The sequence below is a fragment of the Caballeronia sp. TF1N1 genome (genome assembly GCF_022878925.1).
GTDB lineage: Bacteria > Pseudomonadota > Gammaproteobacteria > Burkholderiales > Burkholderiaceae > Caballeronia.
Window position 1 is genome coordinate 106,440 of record NZ_CP084628.1, and the last position, 24,083, is coordinate 130,522.

Consider the following 24,083-nt stretch of genomic DNA (forward strand, 5'->3'; position numbering starts at 1 on the left):
GAGCTAACGTGCCTTCGGTCGATCGCGTCAGCCGTTTTGTTTTTGTAAATGTACTGACTAGTTCGCATGCGGATCAGTAGGAGAACACCTTACGATCGTTTTTTCTCTTTATGGTCTAGTGGTATGCGACGAAGGTAATTAGTGCTGTGACGCGCCGCACCAACGTAACGGCGGATAGGGACTTCGTAAGCGGAGCTTCGCGACGATCGCGCGACGACATGATCATCGCGCGAAGATTTCAGACCGGACCTTTGAGCGTCCGATCGAAGAATTCGATCATCGTGGACCATCCGCGCTCGGCGGCCTCTTGGTCGTAGACCGGAAAATCCGGCTTCATCCAGCCGTGCGCGGCGCCGGTAAAGGTCTCTGCGACATACCGAACGCCGGCCTGCTTCAATGCGTCTTCGAAGCGCTGCGCCATGGATGACGGGTAACTTCCATCGGCGTCGGCCGCTGCGATATAGAGTTCGGCCTTTAGTCGTGGCGCTGAAAGATGCGGGCTGTCAGGGGCATCGGTTGCGAGATTGCCGCCGTGAAAGCTTGCCACCGCCGCGAAGCGATCGGGATATTGGCCAGCGGCGGTGATAGCCATGCCGCCGCCCATGCAAAAACCGACCGCGCCGATACGTTCGGGTTCAACGTCCGTGCGCGTGTCGATGTAGGCAAGCAATGCTTCTGTATCTTCGGCCGCCTTCGCGTTACCCGTGGTGACCATCAGCGGCCCGAGGATCGCTCGCACATCGCCCTTGAATACTTCCACGGGATCGAAAGGCCCATACGAACCGTAGCGATAAAAAAGGTCTGGCAGCAGGACGACATAGCCCGCGTTCGCCAGCCGTTGCGCCATATCCGATACAGCTGGACGTATGCCGCCCGCATCCATGTAGAAGACGATGGCCGGCGAAGGCGTTGCCGTATCGTCGGTGAAAACGTGAACGGGACACGTCCCGTCGCGAGTGGAAACGCTCACCTTTTCATAAGCCATGATGTCGCGCCTTGAGTCGAGAGCCGTGCTTGGGAATTGTCGAGAGATCATGTGTGAGCAAGACGCTTCAATCCTTGACCAAACCGCCATCGACGACGAGGTTCTGTCCCGTCACCGCTCGCGCCCACGGTGAGAGAAAGAACAGCACTGCGTCGGCGAATTCTTCCGGCGTCGTGACACGGCGCAACGGCGTGAATCCGGCGACCATATCGAACACGGCTTCGGGCGTCGCGCTGCTGGCGTCGGTGGTGCGCAAGAGTCCGCCGGACACCATGTTCACCGTGATGCCGTCCGGTCCGAGATCGTTCGATGCAGTTCTCGTCAACGCGAGCAATGCCGCCTTGGCCGCCGTGTAGTCGTGATACGGCACCACGGGGTTCTGAAATAGGTTGGTGCCGACATTCACGATACGGCCAAAGCCAGCGGCACGCATTGCGGGCAACGCGGCTTGAATCGTATTGAGCGCGCCCTTGAGGGCGCCTTCGATCTGCTGCTGAAAGCGCGTCCATTCGATATCGCCGATCTTCGGTCGCGCGTCGCCATCGAAGCTGAATTCGGCAAGCGCGTTGTTCACGACGGCATGTATCGGCCGGCCGCTTTTAGCGAGCGCTTCGTCGAAGAGACGCGCGACGGATGCCTGATCCGTGATGTCGGCCTGAACCGCCACGACGCGCGGTCCAAGCTGCTCGACCAGCGCGTTCGCTTGCGCTTCGCTACGACGATAGTTGATGACGACACTGGCGCCTTCACGCGCGAGGGCTTCAGTGATCGCCGCGCCCAGTCCGCGCGCGCCGCCGGTGACGAGTACGTTTTGTTCAGACAGCAGCATCGACATCTCCAAGGTTTGTTCTGGAATAGCCGATGCATTATGCAGCATGGGGTTAAGCGGCGCGTAAGTACACACGCGCTTCAGGCGCGCCGCAGCCTCCGTTTAAGGCGTACGCAGTTGCGTCACGAGCAATCTTTGCGTCTAATTTAGCTAGACCATAGCGTGGCTTCGGACAGCGCCTGCGCGGCTATCAGCCTTCGCCAGAGCGCTCGAAAAAATTGCAAGCCACGCGCTTCTTGCCAGCAACCGTCAATGCAGCGACTAAACCCAATTCGCTCAGGCGAGATCGACTTGTCGCGGTCGCAGAATCTTTTCGAATTCTTTTCTTAAGATGCAATAGCAAGCGCACGCCTGCTTCTCCAGACCAACGCGATCGAGAATTTCAATGCTGCCTCGGCCGTGCCGAATCAAGCCTGCATCGTGAAGTTTGCCCGTCGCCTCGGTGACGCCTTCTCTTCGCACGCCAAGGCTGTCCGCGACGCCTTGTTGAGTGACGCGCAAAACCATTGACGGCGCCCGGTCCGCTTGCGTCAATAACCATCGGCACAATTGCTGGCGCAGCGAATGATGTCGGTTGCATGCGGCTGTCTGTGCAACCTGTGTCAGCAACGCCTGCGTGTATAGAAGCATTAAACGGCGCAAGAACGCCGAACGGCCAATAAGTTCACGCAACGCATGAGCCTTGATGCGGTACGCAGATCCGGGAAACTGGACCTGAACACGCGTTGGCATGAACTTGCCGCCCGTTAGCACCGGCAAACCTGTCATGCCCTCGCGCCCGACGGCGGCAATCTCGGTCGATGCACCGTCCTCCACCATGTGAAGAAGCGAGATGATCGACGTAGTCGGAAAATAGACATACTGCATTTGTTGGCCGGGATCATACAGGCGTTGTTCGCTACGCAGTTCGATCAACTCCAGATGGCGCGCGATCTCTTTCCACTCCGGCGCGGGAAGCGAACATAGCAAGGCATTACCATGCAGATCCGATGTCAAATTCAGCATGCTCTTCGCTCGTTTAAGCTATCGCATAACCTTAGCATTTTTTCGTTTGCAGGTTGCTTTTAGCCTTAAGCGGTTGTTGGTCTGGCAGCTGTCCTGTCAAGCGAAAGCTATAAGCGCTTAGCGTCTTAGCAGTCGTCTTGTTAAGGCGCCATCAGGGGTCTGATCTTAAGCCTTGAACGGCTTTTGTCGAAGTGGGACAGCCAGCTAAGAACCTGCTTCTTTAGACGTTAAGGCATTAATGGCTGAATTTCGCTCAAGCGTCTTTGAAGATCGCCACCGCTGATTCTTCTTCTTAGAATCGAACGAATCGCTCTGTTGCCAGCCATCGTCGTGAGTCAAAAATCCGGGCACGACTATCTGTTGTTTTAGGCAAAGTCAGCCACCCGACCTCTTCCACGCGCCGACCGCATCCTTGCTATCTTGCTGCCGATAGTGACTCTCGCATTTTCCACAAATGCTCGCCAACACGTGCATGAGCACAACCCAATGCTTTCTAAATAATTCTATTTTCCTGTCATATACATTTCATCATCCGGCCTTACATTCCTCTTTCGACGCTGCACGCGGGCCGAGTACCTATGCAGCCTGATCCCCCGATCATCGATAAAAACAGGAACTTCCCATGTCCGACCGGACGAATCTTTCCCGCCGCCGCACGCTTAAACTTCTTGCGGGGGCGCCGATGTTACCGCTCGGCGGATTCGCCGCCGCCACGACGCTCGCCGGCTGCGGCGGCAGTGATTCCAATGCGGCCCCGGCTGCCACCGCGGCGTTCGCAAGCGCGGCATTCACGTCGATGGCCGCACCCACGCTCAACGATCCCGCGTCGATGGCGACGACCACGGTGAAATCGTCACTCAACGTCACGTTCGCGGACGGCACCACGCAAGCGTACAAGCTCGCCTATCAACCGTTCTTCGTCACCGGCGACATGGTGCCGAACGGCAGTGGCGGCAACATCCTTGCAGGCGGTTATTACGATATCAACGGCCAGCCGATCATCGATACCTCGGTGCCGGGCAAGGAGCGTCAGTTCTATTCCGACTGCCCCGACGGCAGTTCGTTGCTCATGCTTGCCAATGCAACGGTGCCGGGCATCAAGGGCAAGACCGTATTCGCCGTGGTGCAGTTCGAATACACCACGCGGGATCAGAGCCTCGCGTCGCAGTACGGCCAGTTACCCTCGCCTATCGCGGTATTGACGCTCGAACAGAACCCGACGACGGGCCACCTCACGCTGGTGAAATATCACAACGTAGACACCTCGAAAGCAAACGGTCTGTGGATCACGTGCGGCGCGAGCCTTTCGCCCTGGAATACGCATTTGTCGAGCGAGGAGTACGAGCCGGACGCGTCGAGCATCGCGAAAAACGCGCAGTTCAAGGCCTTCAGCCTAGCGCTATATGGCGACGCGACGCGCGCCAATCCCTACCACTACGGGCACTTGCCGGAGGTCACGGTGAATCCGGACGGGACGGCATCGATCAAAAAGCATTACTGCCTCGGACGCATCTCACACGAATTGATCCAGGTGATGCCGGACCAACGCACCGTCATGATGGGCGACGACGCGACCAACGGCGGCTTGTTCATGTTCATCGCGGACAAAGCGGCGGACCTCTCGTCAGGCACGCTGTACGTCGCCAAGTGGACGCAGACCTCGTCGGCGGGCGCGGGATCGGCGAACCTCTCGTGGATTCGCATCGGCAATGCCACGAGCGCTGAAATCGAAGCACTCGCCGGATCACTCAAGGCAGCCGACATCATGGACATCGCCACCGCGGACCCGGCGGACGCCAGCTACACGAAGATCAATTTCAACGGCACGTTCAACTGGGTCCGCGTCAAGCCGGGCATGGACAAAGCGGCGGCGTATCTGGAAACGCACCGCTATGCGGCGCTCATCGGCGGCAGCATGGGATTCACGAAGCTCGAAGGCACGACGGTCAACGCGAAGGACAAGATCGTGTACACGGCGATGTCCCGAGTCGAGAAATCGATGGTCAAGGGAAACGCGGCCTCGCGCGATGTCGCGGTCGACAAGACCATCGTCGCAGGCGCCGTGTACGCGCTCAATCTCAAGGCCGGTCAGAAAGACGTGACGGGCGCGGCGATAGACAGCGAATGGGTGCCGGTCGACATGGCCGCGCCCGCCGCGCTTGTCGGCGAGGACCTGGCTGCGCCCGACGCGCTCGGCAACCTCGCGAACCCCAACAAGATCGCAAATCCGGACAACCTGAAGTTCTCGGAGAAGCTGCGCACGTTGTTCATCGGCGAAGATTCCAGCACACACGTGAACAACTTCCTTTGGGCCTATAACGTCGATACCCAAACGCTTGCACGCGTGCTTTCGTGCCCGTCGGCGGCGGAATCCACCGGATTACACGCGGTCGACGAGATCAACGGCTGGACCAACATCATGAGCAACTTCCAGCATGCGGGCGACTGGGAGAGTCCGCTGCATGACAAGGTCAAGGCGACCGTCGATCCTTTACTGCGCGCGAATTATAAAGATCGATTCGGCGCGACTGTCGGTTATCTCACTGGCGACGCGAGCAGCATCAGGCTGGCGAAAGCTTGAGAAGCGGCATGCCGGCACTTCGCCGCATCTGCAATAGATGAATCGAACTTGAATCTGCAGCCAGGCCCGCAGTGTCGCTCACGACCGTCGGGCCTGACGATAAAAACCGCTACGACGCGTTCGCCTCAAGCAAACTACTTGACGGCACCCGACGACATGTCCGAACTCTGCGGCATCGCTTGCGACGAAGCTTTATTGCCCGGCTCATAGGTTCGGTTCACATCGCCCGGATCTCTGTTCCACGGACTCGACACTGGTTCGCTGTGGTAGGTCCTTTCGGACGTAGCCGCGCCATGAGCACCACCGCTGCCGCTCCCGCCGTTACCGTTTCCGCCCGCCAGCGCGGGCATGGACACCAGCGCGGAAACGAGCGAAGCCAACACGCACGAAACCTGGACATGCGACGCAGTCTTTGCCATTTCGGAACTCCTTAAGGACCACAAGCCTCGACACCCGTGTTCGATTCGTCGGTCTGATTTTGATAGAGCCGCGACGGGTCAAACATGCCGCTGCAAAATCAAATACGTAGAAGCCTGGGTGTTGGATGCAGCATTTCTTTTATTCGTCAGAGTATGCAGTTGCTTTTCCGCCAACGAGCAAAGACGATCGACGGGTACAAATCTGGCTAAAGCGCTCACTTGGAGCGCTGATCGAGGAACGAATTCAGCGCTCGGTCCCGACCATCCAGAGAAACTCATGCTCCCTTACAGCAGACAGGGCCAAGGCGACGTCACCTTCGTGCTCATGCATTTTTTAGGCGGCTCACACCGTACTTGGTTTCCTACCTTGCCTTTTCTCGACCATGAACACCTTTGCGTCGCGCTCGATACCCCCGGCTTCGGCGATGCCGCGCATATCGAAGGCTACAGCGTGAGCGAGATGGCCGATCACATCGACGCGACCATCCGTGCATTGCAACTCGAACGTTGCGTGCTCGTCGGTCATTCGATGACGGGCAAAGTCGCGGTTGTGCTCGCGGCCCGCAAGCCGGACTATCTGGCAGGCTTGATCCTCGTCGCGCCCTCGCCTCCCGGACCGCAACCCATGAGCGAGCAGGACCGGGAACAGCAACGAGCGTATGGCAAGACTCGGCCGGAAGCGGAAGCGTTCGTGGATGAATCGAGCGCACACCGCTTGCCGGATGATGTTCGCGAAGTCGCAATCCACGATGCCCAACGCGTCGATCTCGTTGCCTGGCGCGCATGGGTGGATGGCGGCAGCAAGGAGGATTGGAGCGATCGCATCGGTACGCTCGATTATCCGGCGTTGCTCGTTTGCGGCGCGGACGATAAGCAAGTGCCCGGTCCGGACGAGCAACGCATGACAACATTGAAGCATTTTCCGAATGGCAGCGTGAGCGTGATCGATGGCGCAGGCCACCTCATGCCCTTGCAGACGCCGCGGATCTTGGCACAGGAGATGCTGAAATTCGCAAAGGCGCTTTAGCCACGACGACTTGCGTGGTTGCGGAATTAATCAACTAAGGGGAATTCATGGACTTGGGAATTAGGGGGCGCGTGGCGCTCATCACCGGCGCGAGCGGCGGCATCGGTCTCGCGGTTGCAAAACAATTGAGTGAGGAAGGCGTGCATCTGGTGCTGTCGGACGTGGATCAGCAAAAGCTCGAAAAGGAAAGCGGCGCGCTCGCGCAATCCAGCTTGTTGATTGCGGCCGATATGACCAGGCAACAAGAGGTAGACGATCTCGTCAAGCGAGGCACGGAACGATTCGGGCAGATCGATATCGTGGTTCATACGGCTGGCGTTACCGGCGCAAAAGGCGATCCGCTCGAACTGGCGGATGCAGACTACGAGGAAGCTTGGGCGACCGACTTTTTTTCGGCTGTACGTGTGGCTCGTGCGGCCATTCCGCCCATGCGTGCGAAAGGCTGGGGGCGCTTCGTTTGCATCACGTCCGAGAACGCGGTGCAGCCTTACTGGGAAGAGGCGGTGTACAACGTTGCCAAGGCCGCGCTTGCTGCATTCATCAAAAATCTGTCCTACAAAGAGGCTGCACACGGCGTGCTGTGCAATACCGTCTCGCCTGCATTCATCGAAACCGGCATGACGAACGGTATGATGGAAAAACGCGCCAAGCAAATGGGCGTGTCCTTCGACGAGGCGGTCAAGAGTTTTCTCGACGAGGAACGGCCGGGAATCGTTCAAAAGAGACGAGGTCAGCCCGAGGAAGTCGCGGCGGCCATCGCTTTGCTGGTTTCGGATCGTGCGTCCTTCATCAACGGTAGCAACGTTCGGGTGGATGGCGGCTCGGTTCAGGCAATCCAAAACTGATTTCGATTCGAAGCGCGCACGCTCGCCAGACATGCGCGCTTCAAAGCCAGCCCATTGCCGATGCCTTGAGCGTTGCCGCCGCGCGTGTCGAGCATTCGAGTTTGCGAAAAATATTCTCTACGTGTGTGCGCACCGTGCTTGGACTCAAGACGAGTTCGCGTGCGGCTTCCTTGTTACTCGCGCCGCGTGAGATCGCTTTCAAGACGTCGATCTCTCGCACGGAGAGCAGCGCACGCGACGGAGCATCGCTTACCTGATGTCTTACGGGAGCGTCGGCGTCGGTGAGCAGCGCATCGACCGCATTGGCATCGACGCGGCCTTTAGCGACTTCGTCGAGCATTCTCTGTGCGGCCTCATTGGGTGAAAGCGCCGCTCGCCACGGACGCAGTGAACGAAGCGCCACCCACGCAACAGACGCGGCCAGCACGCGCGCTTCCAACCCAAGCGCCTGATCGCGCACGCCGCGAAAATAGCCCGAGCCGTCGAGGCGTTCATAGGCATACGATGCGACCTCCGCCGCTTCACCTATCGCGCCCGCCAGACGTCCCGCACGCGACGTCCAGTACGGCACCAGACGCACCTTTTCCCACGCGCTTTCGCTCAAACGCTCCGGTTGATTCCACACCGCGTTAGGCACCGACGCGCGGCCAATGCCGTGGATCAACCCGGCGTGATAGACCCGGGCGCGCGATTCATCGCTCGAGGTGAGCCGGGCGCACGCCGCCAGTGCCGTCGATGCAACCGCGCGCGAGAAGCCCGTCATCCACGGAAGTTTGAGGTCGATGACGTCTGCGATCAACTCCGGCGAAGTGGTCTGCCGCATGTGCGCGGTTGAAAGAACCGCATCGATTTCGGCGGGCGTCAGGCAATTTAACTCCTTCAGCCAGTGCACCGCATGGCGCTTCGCATATCCTACAAGCACTGCCGGATAGCGCATGTCAGCGCGCTTCGCGATTTTAGCGAGCGCCCCGTCCACGCCATACACGCGGCTGTAAATTTCCAGATCGCCCGCTAGCGAGACGATGGACACAGGCACGGGAACCGCTTCGTGCGTGAGATGCGAAGGCAAGCCGCGACCGTCCCACGTCTCGAAGATGTGCCGCAACGCCGTTTCGGTCGCGCGCGCGAGTCCGAGCATGCGCGCCACTTCTCCCGCGACCTCGCAATGGGTCACGGCAAGCGGCGTGAGCGCCGCGCCAGCGTCGCCGAGCGCTTCGAGCGGTTCCGCCCAATCCGGATGATCCTCGAGCATGGCCTGGCGAAACGCTACATCGTCACCGAAAACCTGCGCGAAGCCCGACGCATTTGCCGTGCAACCGGACCAGCGCAGCAACGCCGCCTCGCGCACTACGTCGGCATTCGCGATCGCGAGACCGGCCGCACTCGCCAGACGCGAGGCGAGCCACGCCGTACGAGGCGAGTGGTCGGTTGGCTGCCCCATGCTCAAGTCACCGATGAAGGCGAGCGCCTTCACACAATCGAACACGAGCAAGGGAGACTGGCCGGCTTCCTGATCAGTCATGGGATGACCACGGGAGTTTTGCAGCGGAAATGCGCCCACTATACGCGACATCGATTTCCCATAGCCTCGGTCATTCGACCGATGCACAGTGCACGCGCGAGGTGCAAAGATCTCGGTCATCGTGAAGCGCCAACCAGTCATTGCAAGGAGTCACCATGTCCGACTACTCACTGCCAGAAAAAACGCTCGCCAACGCAGAGCGCTGGCTCAAGAACTACTATTTCACCCGCGCGGCGGTTTCGATCGTATGGGTGGCGCTGGCCTTCGTGGTCGGATTGCACTCCGTGGCCGGCGCGGCGGTTTTGCTGGTCATCTACCCGGCATGGGATGCGCTCGCGAACTATATCGACATGTCGCGAAGCGGCGGGAAGACCGGCAATCGCACGCAGGCGATCAACGTTGCGATCAGCGCGGCTACGACCGCCGCCGTGATCATTGCGCTCAAAACGAATACGGCATGGGTCCTCGGCGTCGTCGGCGTCTGGGCCATCTTGTCCGGGCTGCTTCAACTCGCCACCGCGTTACGTCGATGGAAGCGCTTCGGCGCGCAATGGGCCATGGTTCTTAGCGGCGCGCAATCGGCACTTGCAGGATGCTTCTTTCTGGCGCTTACACCCGCACCTCTTACGCTTGCGATTTCGAAGATAGCCGGTTACGCGGGCGTCGGTGCGGCCTACTTCCTTATCTCGGCCTTGTGGTTATCGGCTGCGCAATTTCGGCGCCATCGCGCGAGCACGGTCTGAGCAATCGAGCGCGCCGAGATGGGTTGCAGCGAAGAATGCTCATACAACGACCGCGATGTATGGGCACCTTTATTTGTAACCCTGCGCCTGTAGGCCGAACAGATGCGCATAACGTCCATTCAGCGCGAGTAGTTGTCGATGGCTTCCGCTTTCCAGTATCCGCCCCTGGTCCAGCACGATGATTTGGTCGGCTCCTCGCACGCTCGAAAAACGATGTGAAATCAGGATCGACATCCGCTGTCCTGACTGCGCCTGAAACTGCTCGAACACCCCAGCCTCGGCTTCGGGGTCGAGGGCGGCGGTCGGCTCGTCGAGAATCAGGATATCCGCGCTTTCCCGCATATAGGCCCTTGACAGCGCAATCTTCTGCCACTGCCCGCCCGACAGTTCTCGACCACCCGCAAACCAGCGTCCAAGTTGCGTCTCGTATCCGTTTTCCATCTGCTCGATGAACGCGGCAGCCATGCCCTTCTGTGCCGCTTCGCTCCATCGGGTCCTGTCCGAGAAGGCTTCGATATCGCCGACGCCCAAGTTCTCGCCAGCCTTGAACTGGTAACGAATGAAGTCCTGGAAAATGACACCGATCCGGCGGCGCAGTGTGTATTCGTCCCACTCCTGGAGGTCCGAACCATCGAGAAGGATACGACCGGCGGACGGCGTGTAAAGGCGCGTGAGAAGCTTGATGAGCGTGGTCTTGCCCGAGCCGTTCTCGCCTACCAAAGCAAGTGTCTGCCCGGGCTTCAAATCGAAGCTGATGTCGGTCAGTGCCGGGCGCTCGGCGCCCGGATAAGCGAACGACACACGCTCGAACTGCAGACCTTGTCCCGGATGCGTTCCTTGAGTCAGATGACCGGAGCTCACGTTTTCGGGTTGCGCGAGGAACTCGAACAAGTCGCTCAGGTAGAGACCATCCTCGTAGAGCCCGCCAATCGAGGACAGGCTGCTGCTCACCGCACTCTGACCTTGCCTGAACAGCACGAGGTACATCGTCATCTGCCCCAGCGAGATGGCTCCGCTCACCGTCTCAAGGACAATCCATCCATAAGCCGCATAGAACGCGATGGTGCCGACCACGCCGAGCAGAAAACCCCAACCGTCTCGTCGCAACGTGAGCGCGCGGTCTTCGGCATAGAGCTTCTCGAAGGTGTCGCGATAGCGCTGCAGAAGAAGCGGGGCAAAGCCAAACAGCTTGACTTCCTTGATGTTCGCTTCGCTCGAGAGCAGAGACTCGATGTAATTCTGCTGTCTGCTTTCGGGCGTCCTTCGCCCAAAGAGCCGGAAGGCGCTACCCGAGAATCGCGCTTCGGAAATAAAGCTCGGTATGGCACCGACGACCAGGATGACAAGCGCCCACGGCGAAAACCTCACGAGCAACACCGCGAAAGTCGTGACGGAGATGAGGTTTTGTACCAGACCGAGCGACTTCATCACGAGCGACAACGGCCGTGAAGACGCGTCTCGCCGTACTCTTACAAGGCGGTCGTAGAACTCTGAATCCTCGAATTGAACGAGACTCAAGTTTTGAGCCTTCTCCAATATAAGCAGGTTGACCTTCTGCCCGAGTTGCGCGCGGAGTAGCGCCTGCAGCAAGGACAACGACCGCTGGCTCGCCGCAAGGGCAATGAGCACCAATGCTTCGAGGAGGAGATAGCGAATGACCGGCCAATGTAAGCGATGCGCTGGTTCGTGGGAGGCCGTGACGACCGCGTCGACGATACGCTGCCCAATGACCGCGGCCGCCGCGGGAAGCACGCCGGCAACGATGGTCGCGACGAGAAGCCCACTGAGAAATAGCGGTGACGTGCTCCAGACGAGCATGAACGCTTGCGTAGCTCGCTTGAGAAACTCGCCGACCTGACGCAGCATTTTCATGGTTCTGCTAGGCGACATTAGAATGAGAGATGATCCGGAATATGCAGTGGACGCCTGGTCGCACGTGGCGAGCCTGCCAACGTAGATGGTCCCGTTGTCCGCGAGACGAGCTTACCTCACAACGAATGGCAAGACTGCATGAACAGACGTGCGCGGACCGTATGAGCAGTCGGTAAGAAAACACGCTTCTCCGGGAACTCCCACCAACGGCATCCGCTGCTTCGCTTCCGGACGTGCGGAACTCTGGAGCTGCAATGGCTGGGAGCCTTGGAAATAGAATACAGTCCGGCAGTTCAGCACGCGGGTATGGCCGGCGTCCGGACGGCAAGATGGATTGACCATAAGGAAGACGCATGGACTTCGATGCAGTCGTATTGGGCGGGGGTATTGTCGGAACGTCGATAGCGATTCATTTGCAGCGCCGTGGACTCGCCGTTGCACTGATCGATCGCAAGCCTCCAGGCAATGAAACCTCACTCGGCAATGCAGGAATAATTCAGCGCGAGGGCGTTTATCCCTATGCTTTTCCTCGCGACCTCGCCAAGATTGCCAGGTATGCGAGCAATCGCGCCACGGATGTTCGATTTCATGCGGCGGCAATGCCTAAGCTGGTGCCGTTTCTTTATCGTTATTGGCATCATTCGCGCGCCGACCGTCACGCAAAGATTGCGAAGGCTTACTCGACCCTCATCGAGCACAGCGTCTCGGAGCATCGCGAGTTGATCGAAGCGGCCGGAGCGCAATCTTTAGTGCGAACGCAAGGCTGGATAAACGCATTCCGAACTTCAAAAGCGTTCGAAGCGGCCATGGCGGAGGCGTCGCATTGGCAGGACGCCTATGGCATCCCGTTCGACGTTCTCGCCGATGGCGCTTTACAGGCAGCGGAACCCTCTCTTGGTCCCGCGCTCAGATATGCAATCCGGTACTCGTCGGCGGAGTCCGTGAGTGATCCATCGGGGCTCGTCGGCGCTTACGCAAACTTATTCGAAAAGCTCGGCGGCACGTTCTTCATTGGCGACGCGTCGACACTCGAGTCCGGGTGGCGAGTCACCACCGAGTCGGGTGTGGTCACCGCGGACCAGGTCGTCGTTGCCTTAGGACCGTGGGCCAATGACGTCACGACGAAGCTGGGTTACGCGTTGCCGCTCGAAGTAAAGCGCGGCTACCACATGCACTATGCGGCGAAGCCTGGAGCAACGTTGAATCAGCCCGTTCTCGATGCGGAAATCGGTTACGTCATCACGCCGATGGTTCGTGGCATCAGATTGACGACCGGCGTCGAGCTAGGCCTTCGTGACTCACCGAAAACGCCTGTGCAACTCGAGGCCGTGGAGCCCTTCGCCCGTCAGACGTTTCCAATCGGCGAACGTCTCGACGAGGCGCCCTGGCTCGGACGCCGGCCTTGCACGCCCGACATGATGCCTGTCATCGGCCGCGCACCGAATCATGAGAAGCTTTGGTTCGCCTTCGGGCACGCTCATCACGGGCTGACCCTCGGTCCCGTTACCGGACGGCTCATCGCCGAGTTGATGACGGGCGAAGATCCGTTCGTGGACCCGCATCCGTTCCGGGCGGAGCGGTTTTAGGCCGCTTAGCGTTTGCAAGGCGAGTGCAGCAACGCGAGCACATCGAGGGAACATTCCCGCATGGCACGGCACGTCGTGTCATACCGCGAGCAACGGTGTTGTTATGATTGCGTCGTCGCGAGGCAACGTTACGCGACGACGCCCCTCGTCCTCGAGTTCCCTGATGCTCACGCACCATCTATCGTTTTTCAAGCGCCCTTGGTGGGGTGTCATGGCGCTGACTTTCGCGGCGTTCATCTTCAACACCACCGAATTCGTGCCCGTCGGTTTGCTTACCGCAATTGGTAACAGCCTCGACATGCGTCCGACCGACGTCGGCGTGGTGATGACCATTTACGCATGGACGGTGTCCGTCGCGTCATTACCGTTGACCTTGTTCGTCCGCGAAGTAGAACGCCGCACCCTGCTAATGCGCGTCTTTATCGTGTTCATACTCAGTCATATCGTGACTGGAGTCGCGCCGAACTTCGAGATATTCGTACTGGGTAGAATCGGCATTGCGTTTGCGCATGCCGTCTTTTGGTCGATCTCCATCCCGCTCGTCGTGCGCCTGGTTCCACCGGACGGAGAGCGCCGTGCACTCGCGATGATATCGATCGGAACATCGGTCGCCATGGTGGCCGGTGTCCCCATCGGACGAGCGATAGGCGATACCTTCGGATGGCGCGCGACCTTCCAGATCATCGCAGGCGCAGCGGTGCTCGGCATGGGCGCGTTATGGTTGACGTTGCCAAAACTCGATAGCCAGGGTTCAGGTTCGTTGAACAGTCTGCCAAAGCTCCTCAAGACACCCGTGCTGGTTGCGCTCTTTGCGGTGACGGTTCTTACGGTCTGCGCGCACTTCACTTCCTACACTTATCTCGAACCGTTTGCTCGCGCCGTGACAGGCGCGAGCAATATCGAAGTGACATTTCTGCTGGTGCTGTTCGGTGCCGCGGGCGTTCCGGCCGCGGTCTGCTTCAGCCGCTTTTACGCCAACCGCCCGCGCCGGTTCCTGCTGTGGACCTTGTGTGCCCTTGCCGCTTGCTTGCTGTTGCTTTGGCCTTGCGGACAGTACGTCGGCACGCTGTCGATGCTCTTGCTGTTCTGGGGCGTGGCGATCATCTGCTTCGGGCTTGCCATGCAGGCACACGTGCTGCGACTGGCTCCGGATGCGGCGGACATAGCCATCTCGATGTTTTCCGCTCTGTACAATATAGGCATCGGAGCCGGCGCGCTGGTCGGAAAGTTCGTCGCTCGCGATGTCGGGCTAGCCTGGATAGGAATGTTCGGCGCAGCGGTCGCCGTGCTTGGCGCGGTAGTGTGTTGGCTCGCGTTCTTGGCGGCACGTCGTGGCACGCGGCGCGCTGCGCCCCTTTTGACTCACTAGCGAGCCGCGTGGTCGGGCGTGGTTGGTCGGATGTCATCCGACCCGTGTCGACTTTCGTGAACCGCACGTCTTGCAAGAGCATCGAATACTCGAGGCCGGTGAGTGTTCCTTGCGACAAAGAAATCGAATAGGCGCGCTCCCGCGCGTGCATCTGAGTAACTGGCTTCGATCGTCGTTCTTGCGCGCCTGCGTCGCACGAATCGTCGGGACGAAACAGCATTGGAAGTCGCAAACAAAGAGGCTATTAGCAGCACATGGATATCTTTTATCACGCGCCAAGTTTCGAGCAGAACGTCAAGAACGGGCTGGTTGGTTCGATTGGCTCCAGCAGCGCCAAACTGGTAACGCTCTCCCAGCGGCTGCCCAAGCGGATCTGGGTCTTCAAGACGCCAAGAGGTTTGAAGGGCTCTATTCAGTTGCTCGCGTCACTGCTCGTTTGCGATGAACCCAGCGTCGCGGTGCAGTCCGACCAACCGCACATGGTCTTCTACGACGTGTTTTCGCCTGAATCCGTGATTTTTACGGAGTCAGGGACGCCCGAGCGCATCGAAGAAGTCTCGGGGTACTTTCAATACCGGTGGCATGCCGCCTTCAGCGCCAGTTTTAGAGGCGACGTGGGACTGCAGGCCATGGAAGCCGATGTCGTGCGAGGGCTGGAGGCACTGGTTTCCGGTTGGGAAAGAGTACAGATGCTCGAACGTGTGAAGAACGTCGATAGCGTTCGGCCTATCAATCCCTTCGCGCCGCCGCGCTGAACAGTCGGAAAGCCAGCCGTTACGCTTGGTGTAACCGAATACGCCATGCGACAAAGCACACGGCACATCCGTGATGGTGGTCGTGGCACGGCGGCCGCCGGCGTCCGCCTTCAGCCGCCCCGTTTATTCTTCTCCTAACCCGAACAGTGCATTCTGCGCCGGGGTGATTCCGCAAGAAGCGCAAACGCTGCAGTATGGCTTCAGGCCGCTGCAGACCGGTTCCGAGCGAAACAAGTGCTCGCCGGGACGCGGCGCCATAACCACTCCTTGTTCGGGATACACCATGACCGCGATTCCTGTCATTCGATACCAGTCCGAGAATATCGATGGGCTCAACGTGTTCTACAGAGAAGCGGGGCCTTCTGAAGCCCCCGTGGTGCTGCTGTTGCACGGCTTTCCCACGTCCTCGCATATGTTCCGCAATCTCATTCCCATCCTGGCCGAGAAGTATCACGTAGTCGCGCCCGATTACCCGGGCTTCGGTCAGAGCGATGCGCCCGATCACACCGTCTTCAAGTACGGCTTTCAGCACTATGCTGAAATCGTCGATGCGTTGCTCAAGCGTCTTGGCATCGACCGCTTTGCAATGTACGTGATGGACTACGGTGCGCCTTTGGGATACCGCCTCGCGCTCATGGACCCGGCGCGGGTGACGGGGCTCATCGTTCAGAACGGCAACGCGTATGTCGAAGGGCTGCGCGAATTCTGGAACCCGATCAAAGCGTATTGGGCAGACAATTCGGTCAAGAATCGCGAAGCGCTGCACAGTCTCGTGACGCTGGACACGACAATTTTTCAATACACGGACGGCGTATCGGATGTATCGAGAATCAGCCCGGATAACTGGATTCACGATCAGGCGCTGCTCGACCGGCCCGGCAACCGCGAAATCCAGATGGACCTCTTTCTGGACTATGGGACGAACGTGCCGCTCTATCCTGAGTTTCAGGCGTTCTTCCGTGAGCGTCGGCCGCCGACCATCATCATGTGGGGCAAGAACGACAAGATCTTCCCGGAAGAAGGCGCGCATCCTTATCTGCGGGATCTTCCGGATGCGCAAATACACATTCTCGACACGGGACACTTCGCGCTGGAAGACAAGCTCGACGAGATGGCGCCACTCTTGATCGATTTTCTCGATCGCTCGCTCGTGCGATCGAAGACGTAGTAAGCGGGCAGATACCGCAAAGCGCGACGTGACCGCCGCAACCATCGTCCGTCGCGCGCTTGGTACCGAAAGTGTCCCATTCAAAATGTCGACGCTGCGTATAGGACGTCCGCAATAACTTCGCTCGCGCAGCAACGGTCGGAATCGGTCTCACTCGTGTAGACTGCGCCGTGATCTCGACAGATCGGCTGCCTCGACGCGGCTTATCCCGCCGGGTCCGGCGTGTGTCGATATCCGCGTTCGACGCGACCATCGACGCTAGATGGTCTCGAACAACCGGTAGCAAGCCAGAGCGATTGCTCTTTCGAGCCGCCAGCGCAAGAACAAATAAAAAAGGGCATCTCTGGAACACCCCCTGACTGAAGCGCAAGTCCAATCTTCGGATAATGATTGGATATGCGAAGCCGCATGTGACGACGTAATCGACGTCTCGACGAATTCCCGATCCGGCGAATTCGATACTGCGACAAGCGCCCTCGCCGTCAATGGCTGGTGTGTCGTGCCAGATTTTCTGACACAGCCTCAGACACAGGCATTGGCTACCGAATGCATGGCGATGTATGCAGCCCAGTTGCTGACACCCGCCCGTGTGGGTGCCAAACGCGCGGCCACGCTCTTGCGCGGCGACAGTACGCGCTGGTTCCAGCCCGATGCGTTGAGTCCGCGGCAGCAGACGTTCGCCGATCGCATCGAAGCGCTGCAGATGACGCTCAACCGCGAACTGTTTCTAGGCCTGGTCGATAGCGAATCACACTACGCGGTGTATCGGCCAGGTACCGGATACACACGTCATCTCGATTGCCTGCGCAATAACGACAGCCGCGTGATTTCCGCCGTGTTCTATCTCAACGAAGCGTGGCAGGACGTCGAAGGCGGCGCACTGCGGCTCTACCTTGCCGATCAGACACATCACGACGTCTTTCCACGCGCCGGGACGCTGCTGTTGTTTCTCTCGGCACACTTCGAACACGAGGTGCTGCCCGCAACGCGCGATCGCTTGAGCATCGCGTGCTGGATGAGGCAACGAGTGTGACGCTGGCGGCACGCAAGCCACGTTGATACGTTCGCTGGCGGCCGCATGACTGAACGAACGATAGCGAGCGGCCCGGGCCCTCGCTATCGTTGTCCTGCTTCTTCGCTTTTACGCTTCGTGACTGAGCGCGGCAGGCGGAATCGGGCCGCGCACGAGCAACCAATAGCCGATCACCGCAACAGCGGCAACGCCCGCTCCCACGAACAGCGCGGGCTGGAACGAATGCGTCTTTTGCACGATGAAGCCCGTGACCACCGGCGCCAGCGCCCCGCCGAAGTAGCCGCCGAAGTTCTGCATCGCGCCGATCGACGCGGTGCAGTTGGCGGGCGCGGCAACGGACGCCGTCGCCCAGGCTGCACTGCTCGATACATACAGAAGCAACATCGAGATGGAGATGAACACGACTGCCAGCGTCGCGCTGTGCGTGAGGCCCGTCAGAATCGTGAAGACGCAGACACCGAAAAGCGATGCGGCCATCGGGTATTTCCGGCTGTTGACCGCCGATACGCCGCGCCGCGCAAGCACGTCGCAGATCTTTCCACCGGACAAACTACCCACCACGCCGAAGAGATACGGAACGGCCGCCACCCATCCCGACTTCGAGATGGTGAGATGAAATTCCATTTGCAGGTACGTCGGCAGCCATGCGTTGTAAAGCCACAAGACGTAGATCGTGCCGAAGAAACCCAGCAGCATGCCCCACGTCGTTCCGAACTCCAACAGACGGCGCCACTCGCGCCATGTCGGACGGGTCTGCACTTCGCCATCGACGTCGGTCAGATAGGCGCGCTCCCGATGCGTCAGGTCGACCTGACGCGGGTCGCGATGCACGAGGTAGAAGCACAGCGCCACGACGAGGCCCGCGATACCCATGATGCCGAACATCCATCGCCATCCGACAGTCAACATGACGACCGTGAGCAAGGGCGCCGATATGGCGGTGCCGAGCGTCGACGAGCTGTTCCAGATGCCCGTGGCGGCACCGCGCTCTTTCTTGCCGAACCAGTCACGAACGACTTTGGCGCTCGTCGGAAACTGCGGCGCCTCGCCTATGCCGAGCACCATGCGCGCCGCGAAGAACTGAGCGAAACTGGTCACGACGCCGCCGAACGCTTGCGCTATCGACCACATCGCAAGGCTTACAGAAAGCATGACACGCGCACCGAAGCGATCGACCAGCGCACCCGCCGGGAGTTGCGCAAACGCATAAGCCCATAGAAACGCCGACAGCAACAGGCCCATTTCCCCGACCGAAAGGCCGAGATCCTGCCGGATGAGCGGATTCGCAATGGACAGCGTCGCGCGGTCGATGTAATTGATGACTCCGCTCAGGAGCAGCAAAGCAAGTGCGGTACGCTGAATTCGCCGCACTCTCGGTGAAGCCTGGTCATTCGATGCCGTGCTCTCAGCATCGCCAAGGTCGGATTCCGGGACATGCGGCGCCGTGGTGGATTGCTCCATGTATTCGTCTCCTGGATGTTTGGTTTTATCAGCGAAGCCGTTTTTTAGATCCGAACGCGAGCAATACTGCATTGGACTGACGCACGATAGCTCCGCCTTAATTAGAAATCCAATCAATTTGCGCGTGATGTGGCCCGGGGAAAACCCGCGTTCTGCCTTGGATCGAGGCGTGCATGTAACGGCAGCCGCCACATGGTTACCGCGCGCGCGCCGTAGTTGTGGCAGCAACGGCCGTTGCCACCAGACTGAAATTGGTCTATATTTAGTCTCGTTCAACCTGTAGAACGGAGTATCCGATGCACATTGCCGATCATGTGAAGCCGATCAGCTATTTAAAGAGCGAAGCGGCACAAATCGTCAAGGACCTTGCCGAGTCCGGCGAGCCGCTAATCATCACGCAGAACGGCGAAGCAAAGCTCGTGGTGCAGGATGTGCGAACTTACGAAGCCGCCCAGCAGACACTCGCCATGTTGAAGATTCTGGCAATCGGTCAAAAGCAGATCGAACGCGAGGATTATGTCGAAGGCGATGCATTCTTTTCGGAACTCGACGGATTGGACCGCGAGGAAAGGCTTCGTTGATGCCGGCGCTGTTGAAGTACCGGGTGTTGCCGACAGCCCGAATCGGCATCGAGGAACTGAGAAGTTATATCGTCCGTACTTTCGGCTGGGAAACGTGGCGTCAGACCTCTGCGCACTTGCAGGAGACGATCACGCAAATCCGCCAGTTCCCCGAGAGCGGCCATATTCCGGTTGAACTCGAAGGTTTCGTCGACGACACTTTCCGACAAGTCATTTCCGGCAAGAACCGAATTATTTATCAAGTGCGCGAAGGCGTTCTGTACATCCATCTCGTCTGCGATACGCGACGCGATCTGCAAGCACTCCTTCAGCGAATCGTGCTGCGGCTTATCTGAACCTAGTGGTACCGCACGTCCAAGGACGTGCGGTACCACTTAATTGCCAGCATCGTCCGTGGATGAAGCCTCGTCCTTCGTTTCCTCGTGTTTTATATGCGGCTTTTTCCCGGGCTGCGGCGCGTGTTCCGCGTCCGGCGCGATGTCTTCGCCGTGATGTTTCTTTTCCTGCTGCACTTTTTTGTCGTGCGCGACGTTACGGGGATCGGTCATGGATTGTCTCAACGGTTGGTTCGACTTGGCCGCTCAAGTTCGCGACACCGAAAAGGCAGCGCAGATTCCGGGCCAGCTACCGGCGCGAAGCTGGCGACGCGTTCCGTTGAGCTGCCAGTTCGCATCGAGAAATTTGCCCGCGGTTGGCGAATCGAGCGCACAGGCGCCGAAGCACTTCGAATCCGCGCCGATGTGAGCCACGGCCGTGTCCGGCTCAGCGCGTGGTCAGCGTCTTCGCATTGGCATGCGCCGGCATGTCGTTGCCGCGCACGGCTCTCATCCGCGCGTCCTGCCTTAGGCCCCAGATCCATGTCACAGCGAGACAGGGCAGGAGCGAAGCGATCGAATAGCCGACGCCCGCAAGCGGGTTGCCGGTCAGATTGACGAGCGCGAGGCTGATCAAAGGCAGAAACCCGCCGAACACCACGTTGCCGAGTTGTTGTGCAAGGCCGAACCCGGTCGTGCGGCTCTGCGGAGGAAAACACTCGGCGACGAACGCAGGCAGTGGCGCCATGATCATCGCGGTCAGCACGGCGAGTACGGCGATCAGCAGCGAGACGGAGATCCACTGCGACGACGCCACGCTGGCCCTGATGCCCGCGAACGCCGGATAGACAGCCGCGATCCACATGACGATGCCGATCAGCATCACGCGCGCGCGCCCGATGAGATCCGACAATCGGCCGAACACCGGATAGAGCGGCGCGGCGATCAAGATGCCGGCGCCGAGACACACGTTGGCCTGTGTCGGTTCGACTTTGAGGACGTTCTGCAAGAAATAAAGCATGTAGACGATCGAGGTGTACAGCGACACCGAGGTGCCGCCTTGCGCGCCAAACATCGCCACTAGAATGGCTTTCCAGGACGTTCTGCTCGACAGTGTCTCCTGCAAGGGCCGCTTCGACAGCCGGCCTGCGTCGCGCATCTCCGTGAATACCGGCGTCTCCGTCATGCCGAGCCGTATCCACGTGGCGACGGCCACGATCGGCGCGGAGATCAAAAACGGCGCCCGCCATCCCCACGATTCGAAGCTGGCCGTATCGAGCGAAAGCTTCAGGGCCGAGACAACGACGAGCGCAAGTAGCAAACCGATGCTCGCCGTGCTCTGCAAGACGCTGGTCGCCATGCCCTTGCGTCCTTCCGGGGCATGCTCCATGACGTACACGACAGCCGAACCATACTCGCCGCCGAGCGCGACGCCCTGCACGATGCGCAATGTGAGCAGCGCGATGGGCGCGGCAATGCCAGCAGATGCATAGGTAGGCAAACAACCGATGCCGACGGTGGCAATTCCCATGATCGCGAGCGTGATGACGAAGGTCTTCTTGCGTCCGATGCGGTCGGCCATCGGACTGAAGATCACGGTGCCCAGCGGGCGGGCCACATACGCGATGCCGAACGTGGCAACGCCGGCCAGCGCCGCGACGGACTTGTCCGTGGAAGGAAGGAACAGATGCGTGAGCGTCGCCGTCAGCGCGACGTAGACGAAGAAGTCGTAATACTCGAGCATCGTTCCGAGACTGGATGTCACGATTATGCGCAACATGCCGGGCCGACCATGCACCTTGCCTGATCCTTTGTTCATGTGTGTCTCCTCCAGTTGGTCATGTCAGGCGACGCCGCCTTCGCCGCGCGGCGCCTTTCGTCGGACCTGCTGCTCGATGAATGCCGACACCGCCTGCTTGTGCTCGTTCCCGCACAGCAAGATGGCCTGCATGTTCGCCGCCAATTCGAGCGCGGCGGGCAACGTACAGTGCGACGACTCGCGCACCAGCTTCTTCGACATGCGCAGCGCGAGCGGCGGACTGCCGGCAATGCGCCGCGCAAGCGCGAGCGCTTCGCTATCCAGCATGTCGTCGGGATAGACGTTCGTGACGATACCGAGCCGCCTGGCCTCGTCGGCATCGATGAATTCGCTGGTCAGCGTCAGTTCGAGCGCCTTCGCAGGTCCCACGATGCGTGACAGAAACCACGCGCCGCCGATACCGGAAACCAGGCCGAGTCGAAGAAAGCTCTCGGCGAAGACCGCGCGCGCCCCGGCGACCCGGATATCGCACATCAGCGCCAGGTCGCAGCCTGCGCCGATCGCCGCGCCGTTCACCGCGCAGATCGACGGCACCTCCATGTCGCCGAGCGCGCGCGTGATCCGGTGCAGACTCGTCCGCAGGCGTTCACGCACTTGCTCGACGCCGCCGTCCATCAGATCCTTGCCGCTGTGCATGTCCTTGACGTTTCCGCCCGTGCAGAAATGCTTCGACGACGATCGCAGCAGCAGGCAGTGCACATCGGCCCTGCGATCGACGGTTTCGAGCACGTCCGATAACGCTTCGGTCATTGCCACCGTGAGGGCGTTGCCATTCGCGGCGCCATCGAGCGTGACGTTCATCACGCCTTCGTCGACTGTGTAGCGCACGAGCGGCGCATCGCCGCGTTCCATGTCCTGCATGGTCTGTCTCCTGAGGTAAATGCGTTCTTGTCCGACGCCGCGCGCCTACGTCGTACCGGCATGCGCCGCGTTCGCGCGTATCACGCCCGCGTTCAGCAACGCGGCGATTTCCTCTTCCTCGATGCCGTAAAACCCCAGCATGTCGAGCGTGTGCTGACCCGTCGTCGGGGCGGGCGTCTCGTCGGGCGGGGCTGAATCGGATGGCCCGAGCGCGAAGCCGTGGGTCTGCATACGGCCCGCGACCGGATGCTCGACCGTGCGGGCAATGCAGCTCTCGCGATACTCCGTCGTCTCGATGACCTCGCGATACGTGGTGACGGGCGCGCAGAGAATGTCTCTAGCCGAGAGCAGGTCGATCCACTCGCCCGTGCTCCGCCGGGCGAAATGCGCGTCCAGAATCGTGTGAAGTTCCGCACGGTGACGCACGCGGGCGTCGTTGGTGGCGAAACGCGCATCCGCTTCGAGGCCGGGCGCATCGAGCAACTCGCACAACGCACTCCAGCGGCCGGGATGGTAGGCCACGACCATCATCCATCCGTCGCGGGTGCGGAAGGCTTCGTTTGGGCACGCATACGGCGCCGCGCTGCCGACTTTCTCCGGGTCCGCTCCCGATGCAAAGAACGCCGCGAAGCTGATCTGCTGCAGCATCAGCGTTGCGTTGTAGAGGCTCACGTCCAGGTGTTGCCCCGTTCCGTTCAAGCGCGCCGTGTGCAACGCGCCCAGCACGGCGATCGTGGCGAGATAGCCGCCCATCATGTCGGCTACCGGCACCGGCACTTTCAGCGGATCGCCGTGCGCCGTCCCGAGCGTGCTCATGAGTCCGCTCACGGCCTGTATCACGCCATCGACGCCGGGCCGCTTCGTGTTCTCGCCGCGTTGACCGAATGCCGAGATCGAGCAATAGACGAGTTTCGGATTGGCGGCGCGCAGCGCCTCGTAGTCGAGGCCCAGAGACGCCATGACGCCCGGCCGAAAATTCTCGACGAGCACGTCCGCGCGGCGCGCCATGGTCGCGACTGTCCGCCGCCCGGCGTCGGTCTTGAGATCGATGGAAAGGCTGAACTTGCCGCGATTGACGCTCATGAACGTCGGGCTCACGCCGTTCTGCCACGGCGGCCCTATCTGCCTGCCGATTTCGCCGCCAGGCGGCTCGATCTTGACGACGTGCGCGCCGAGGTCGGCGAGCGTCATCGAACAGACCGGTCCCGCCAGCACATGCGAAAAGTCGAGGACGCGCACGCCTTTCAAGCTATCTCGAATCATTGTCGTGGTCCTGTCTCCGGGTCCGACGTTGCGTCGAGCCATGGC

General features: G+C 60.0%; 22 protein-coding genes. 11 read left to right on the forward strand and 11 right to left on the reverse strand.

Going from position 1 to position 24,083, the window contains the following annotated elements:
- Nucleotides 1–238: 238 nt before the first annotated feature.
- The 3 genes from LDZ28_RS21310 to LDZ28_RS21320 all read right to left on the reverse strand — a co-directional run bounded on the left by LDZ28_RS21310 (nucleotide 239) and on the right by LDZ28_RS21320 (nucleotide 2,819).
- A complete protein-coding gene (locus LDZ28_RS21310; protein WP_244830455.1) occupies nucleotides 239–985 on the reverse strand; it encodes a dienelactone hydrolase family protein in 747 nt (248 codons plus the stop codon).
- A gap of 67 nt (nucleotides 986–1,052) precedes the next feature.
- Nucleotides 1,053–1,814 carry a 3-oxoacyl-ACP reductase gene (locus LDZ28_RS21315; RefSeq protein ID WP_244830456.1) on the reverse strand — a complete coding sequence of 254 codons (762 nt, stop codon included), beginning with the start codon at nucleotides 1,812–1,814 and terminating at the stop codon, nucleotides 1,053–1,055.
- A 276-nt stretch (nucleotides 1,815–2,090) separates the two neighbouring features.
- On the reverse strand, nucleotides 2,091–2,819 hold the full coding sequence (locus LDZ28_RS21320) for a Crp/Fnr family transcriptional regulator (RefSeq protein WP_244830457.1): 729 nt from the start codon (nucleotides 2,817–2,819) through the stop codon (nucleotides 2,091–2,093).
- Between the two features lie 622 nt (nucleotides 2,820–3,441).
- Between LDZ28_RS21320 and LDZ28_RS21325 the strand changes: the two genes are divergently transcribed.
- Nucleotides 3,442–5,400 carry a PhoX family phosphatase gene (locus LDZ28_RS21325; protein ID WP_244830458.1) on the forward strand — a complete coding sequence of 653 codons (1,959 nt, stop codon included), beginning with the start codon at nucleotides 3,442–3,444 and terminating at the stop codon, nucleotides 5,398–5,400.
- Nucleotides 5,401–5,534: 134 nt separating this feature from the next.
- Here LDZ28_RS21325 and LDZ28_RS21330 read toward each other — a convergent pair whose 3' ends face one another.
- A complete protein-coding gene (locus tag LDZ28_RS21330; RefSeq protein ID WP_244830459.1) occupies nucleotides 5,535–5,819 on the reverse strand; it encodes a hypothetical protein in 285 nt (94 codons plus the stop codon).
- 277 nt (nucleotides 5,820–6,096) lie between these two features.
- On the opposite strand from LDZ28_RS21330, the gene LDZ28_RS21335 reads away from it, so the two are divergent.
- Both LDZ28_RS21335 and LDZ28_RS21340 read left to right on the forward strand, forming a co-directional pair.
- Nucleotides 6,097–6,846, forward strand: coding sequence for an alpha/beta fold hydrolase (locus tag LDZ28_RS21335; protein ID WP_244830460.1), 750 nt, complete (start codon nucleotides 6,097–6,099; stop codon nucleotides 6,844–6,846).
- A 47-nt stretch (nucleotides 6,847–6,893) separates the two neighbouring features.
- Nucleotides 6,894–7,691: an SDR family NAD(P)-dependent oxidoreductase gene (locus LDZ28_RS21340; RefSeq protein WP_244830462.1), complete on the forward strand. Its 798-nt coding sequence runs from the start codon at nucleotides 6,894–6,896 to the stop codon at nucleotides 7,689–7,691.
- 40 nt (nucleotides 7,692–7,731) lie between these two features.
- Here the strand turns inward: LDZ28_RS21340 and LDZ28_RS21345 are convergent, their stop codons facing one another.
- Nucleotides 7,732–9,213, reverse strand: coding sequence for an HD domain-containing phosphohydrolase (locus tag LDZ28_RS21345; RefSeq protein WP_244830464.1), 1,482 nt, complete (start codon nucleotides 9,211–9,213; stop codon nucleotides 7,732–7,734).
- Between the two features lie 155 nt (nucleotides 9,214–9,368).
- Between LDZ28_RS21345 and LDZ28_RS21350 the strand changes: the two genes are divergently transcribed.
- On the forward strand, nucleotides 9,369–9,956 hold the full coding sequence (locus tag LDZ28_RS21350) for a DUF308 domain-containing protein (RefSeq protein WP_244830465.1): 588 nt from the start codon (nucleotides 9,369–9,371) through the stop codon (nucleotides 9,954–9,956).
- A 69-nt stretch (nucleotides 9,957–10,025) separates the two neighbouring features.
- On the opposite strand, the gene LDZ28_RS21355 is transcribed toward LDZ28_RS21350, so the two are convergent.
- Entirely contained in the window at nucleotides 10,026–11,822 is a 1,797-nt protein-coding gene (locus LDZ28_RS21355) for an ABC transporter ATP-binding protein (RefSeq protein ID WP_244830467.1), read from the reverse strand.
- Nucleotides 11,823–12,181: 359 nt separating this feature from the next.
- Between LDZ28_RS21355 and LDZ28_RS21360 the strand changes: the two genes are divergently transcribed.
- From LDZ28_RS21360 to LDZ28_RS21380, 5 genes are all read left to right on the forward strand, one after another.
- Nucleotides 12,182–13,414, forward strand: a complete 1,233-nt coding sequence (locus tag LDZ28_RS21360) for an FAD-binding oxidoreductase (protein WP_244830469.1) — start codon at nucleotides 12,182–12,184, stop codon at nucleotides 13,412–13,414.
- A gap of 163 nt (nucleotides 13,415–13,577) precedes the next feature.
- Nucleotides 13,578–14,783, forward strand: a complete 1,206-nt coding sequence (locus LDZ28_RS21365) for a sugar transporter (RefSeq protein WP_255784777.1) — start codon at nucleotides 13,578–13,580, stop codon at nucleotides 14,781–14,783.
- A 254-nt stretch (nucleotides 14,784–15,037) separates the two neighbouring features.
- On the forward strand, nucleotides 15,038–15,538 hold the full coding sequence (locus LDZ28_RS21370) for a hypothetical protein (RefSeq protein WP_244830472.1): 501 nt from the start codon (nucleotides 15,038–15,040) through the stop codon (nucleotides 15,536–15,538).
- Between the two features lie 283 nt (nucleotides 15,539–15,821).
- The gene (locus LDZ28_RS21375; protein WP_244830474.1) at nucleotides 15,822–16,706 is read left to right on the forward strand and encodes an alpha/beta fold hydrolase; all 885 of its coding nucleotides are present in this window, start codon (nucleotides 15,822–15,824) and stop codon (nucleotides 16,704–16,706) included.
- A gap of 550 nt (nucleotides 16,707–17,256) precedes the next feature.
- Nucleotides 17,257–17,739 (forward strand): 2OG-Fe(II) oxygenase, encoded by a 483-nt coding sequence (locus LDZ28_RS21380; RefSeq protein WP_244830475.1) that lies wholly within the window; start codon nucleotides 17,257–17,259, stop codon nucleotides 17,737–17,739.
- Nucleotides 17,740–17,847: 108 nt separating this feature from the next.
- On the opposite strand, the gene LDZ28_RS21385 is transcribed toward LDZ28_RS21380, so the two are convergent.
- Nucleotides 17,848–19,200, reverse strand: coding sequence for an MFS transporter (locus LDZ28_RS21385; RefSeq protein ID WP_244830476.1), 1,353 nt, complete (start codon nucleotides 19,198–19,200; stop codon nucleotides 17,848–17,850).
- A 296-nt stretch (nucleotides 19,201–19,496) separates the two neighbouring features.
- On the opposite strand from LDZ28_RS21385, the gene LDZ28_RS21390 reads away from it, so the two are divergent.
- The gene (locus LDZ28_RS21390; RefSeq protein WP_244830477.1) at nucleotides 19,497–19,781 is read left to right on the forward strand and encodes a type II toxin-antitoxin system Phd/YefM family antitoxin; all 285 of its coding nucleotides are present in this window, start codon (nucleotides 19,497–19,499) and stop codon (nucleotides 19,779–19,781) included.
- The gene (locus LDZ28_RS21395; protein ID WP_244830478.1) at nucleotides 19,781–20,116 is read left to right on the forward strand and encodes a type II toxin-antitoxin system RelE/ParE family toxin; all 336 of its coding nucleotides are present in this window, start codon (nucleotides 19,781–19,783) and stop codon (nucleotides 20,114–20,116) included. The genes LDZ28_RS21390 and LDZ28_RS21395 overlap by 1 nt, the downstream gene beginning before the upstream one ends.
- A 39-nt stretch (nucleotides 20,117–20,155) precedes the next feature.
- Here the strand turns inward: LDZ28_RS21395 and LDZ28_RS21400 are convergent, their stop codons facing one another.
- From LDZ28_RS21400 to LDZ28_RS21415, 4 genes are all read right to left on the reverse strand, one after another.
- Nucleotides 20,156–20,329: a hypothetical protein gene (locus LDZ28_RS21400; protein WP_244830479.1), complete on the reverse strand. Its 174-nt coding sequence runs from the start codon at nucleotides 20,327–20,329 to the stop codon at nucleotides 20,156–20,158.
- Between the two features lie 214 nt (nucleotides 20,330–20,543).
- Nucleotides 20,544–21,914, reverse strand: a complete 1,371-nt coding sequence (locus tag LDZ28_RS21405) for an MFS transporter (protein WP_244830480.1) — start codon at nucleotides 21,912–21,914, stop codon at nucleotides 20,544–20,546.
- A 24-nt stretch (nucleotides 21,915–21,938) separates the two neighbouring features.
- Nucleotides 21,939–22,775 carry an enoyl-CoA hydratase-related protein gene (locus LDZ28_RS21410; RefSeq protein WP_244830481.1) on the reverse strand — a complete coding sequence of 279 codons (837 nt, stop codon included), beginning with the start codon at nucleotides 22,773–22,775 and terminating at the stop codon, nucleotides 21,939–21,941.
- A 45-nt stretch (nucleotides 22,776–22,820) separates the two neighbouring features.
- Entirely contained in the window at nucleotides 22,821–24,038 is a 1,218-nt protein-coding gene (locus tag LDZ28_RS21415; RefSeq protein ID WP_244830482.1) for a CaiB/BaiF CoA-transferase family protein, read from the reverse strand.
- Nucleotides 24,039–24,083 lie beyond the last annotated feature (45 nt).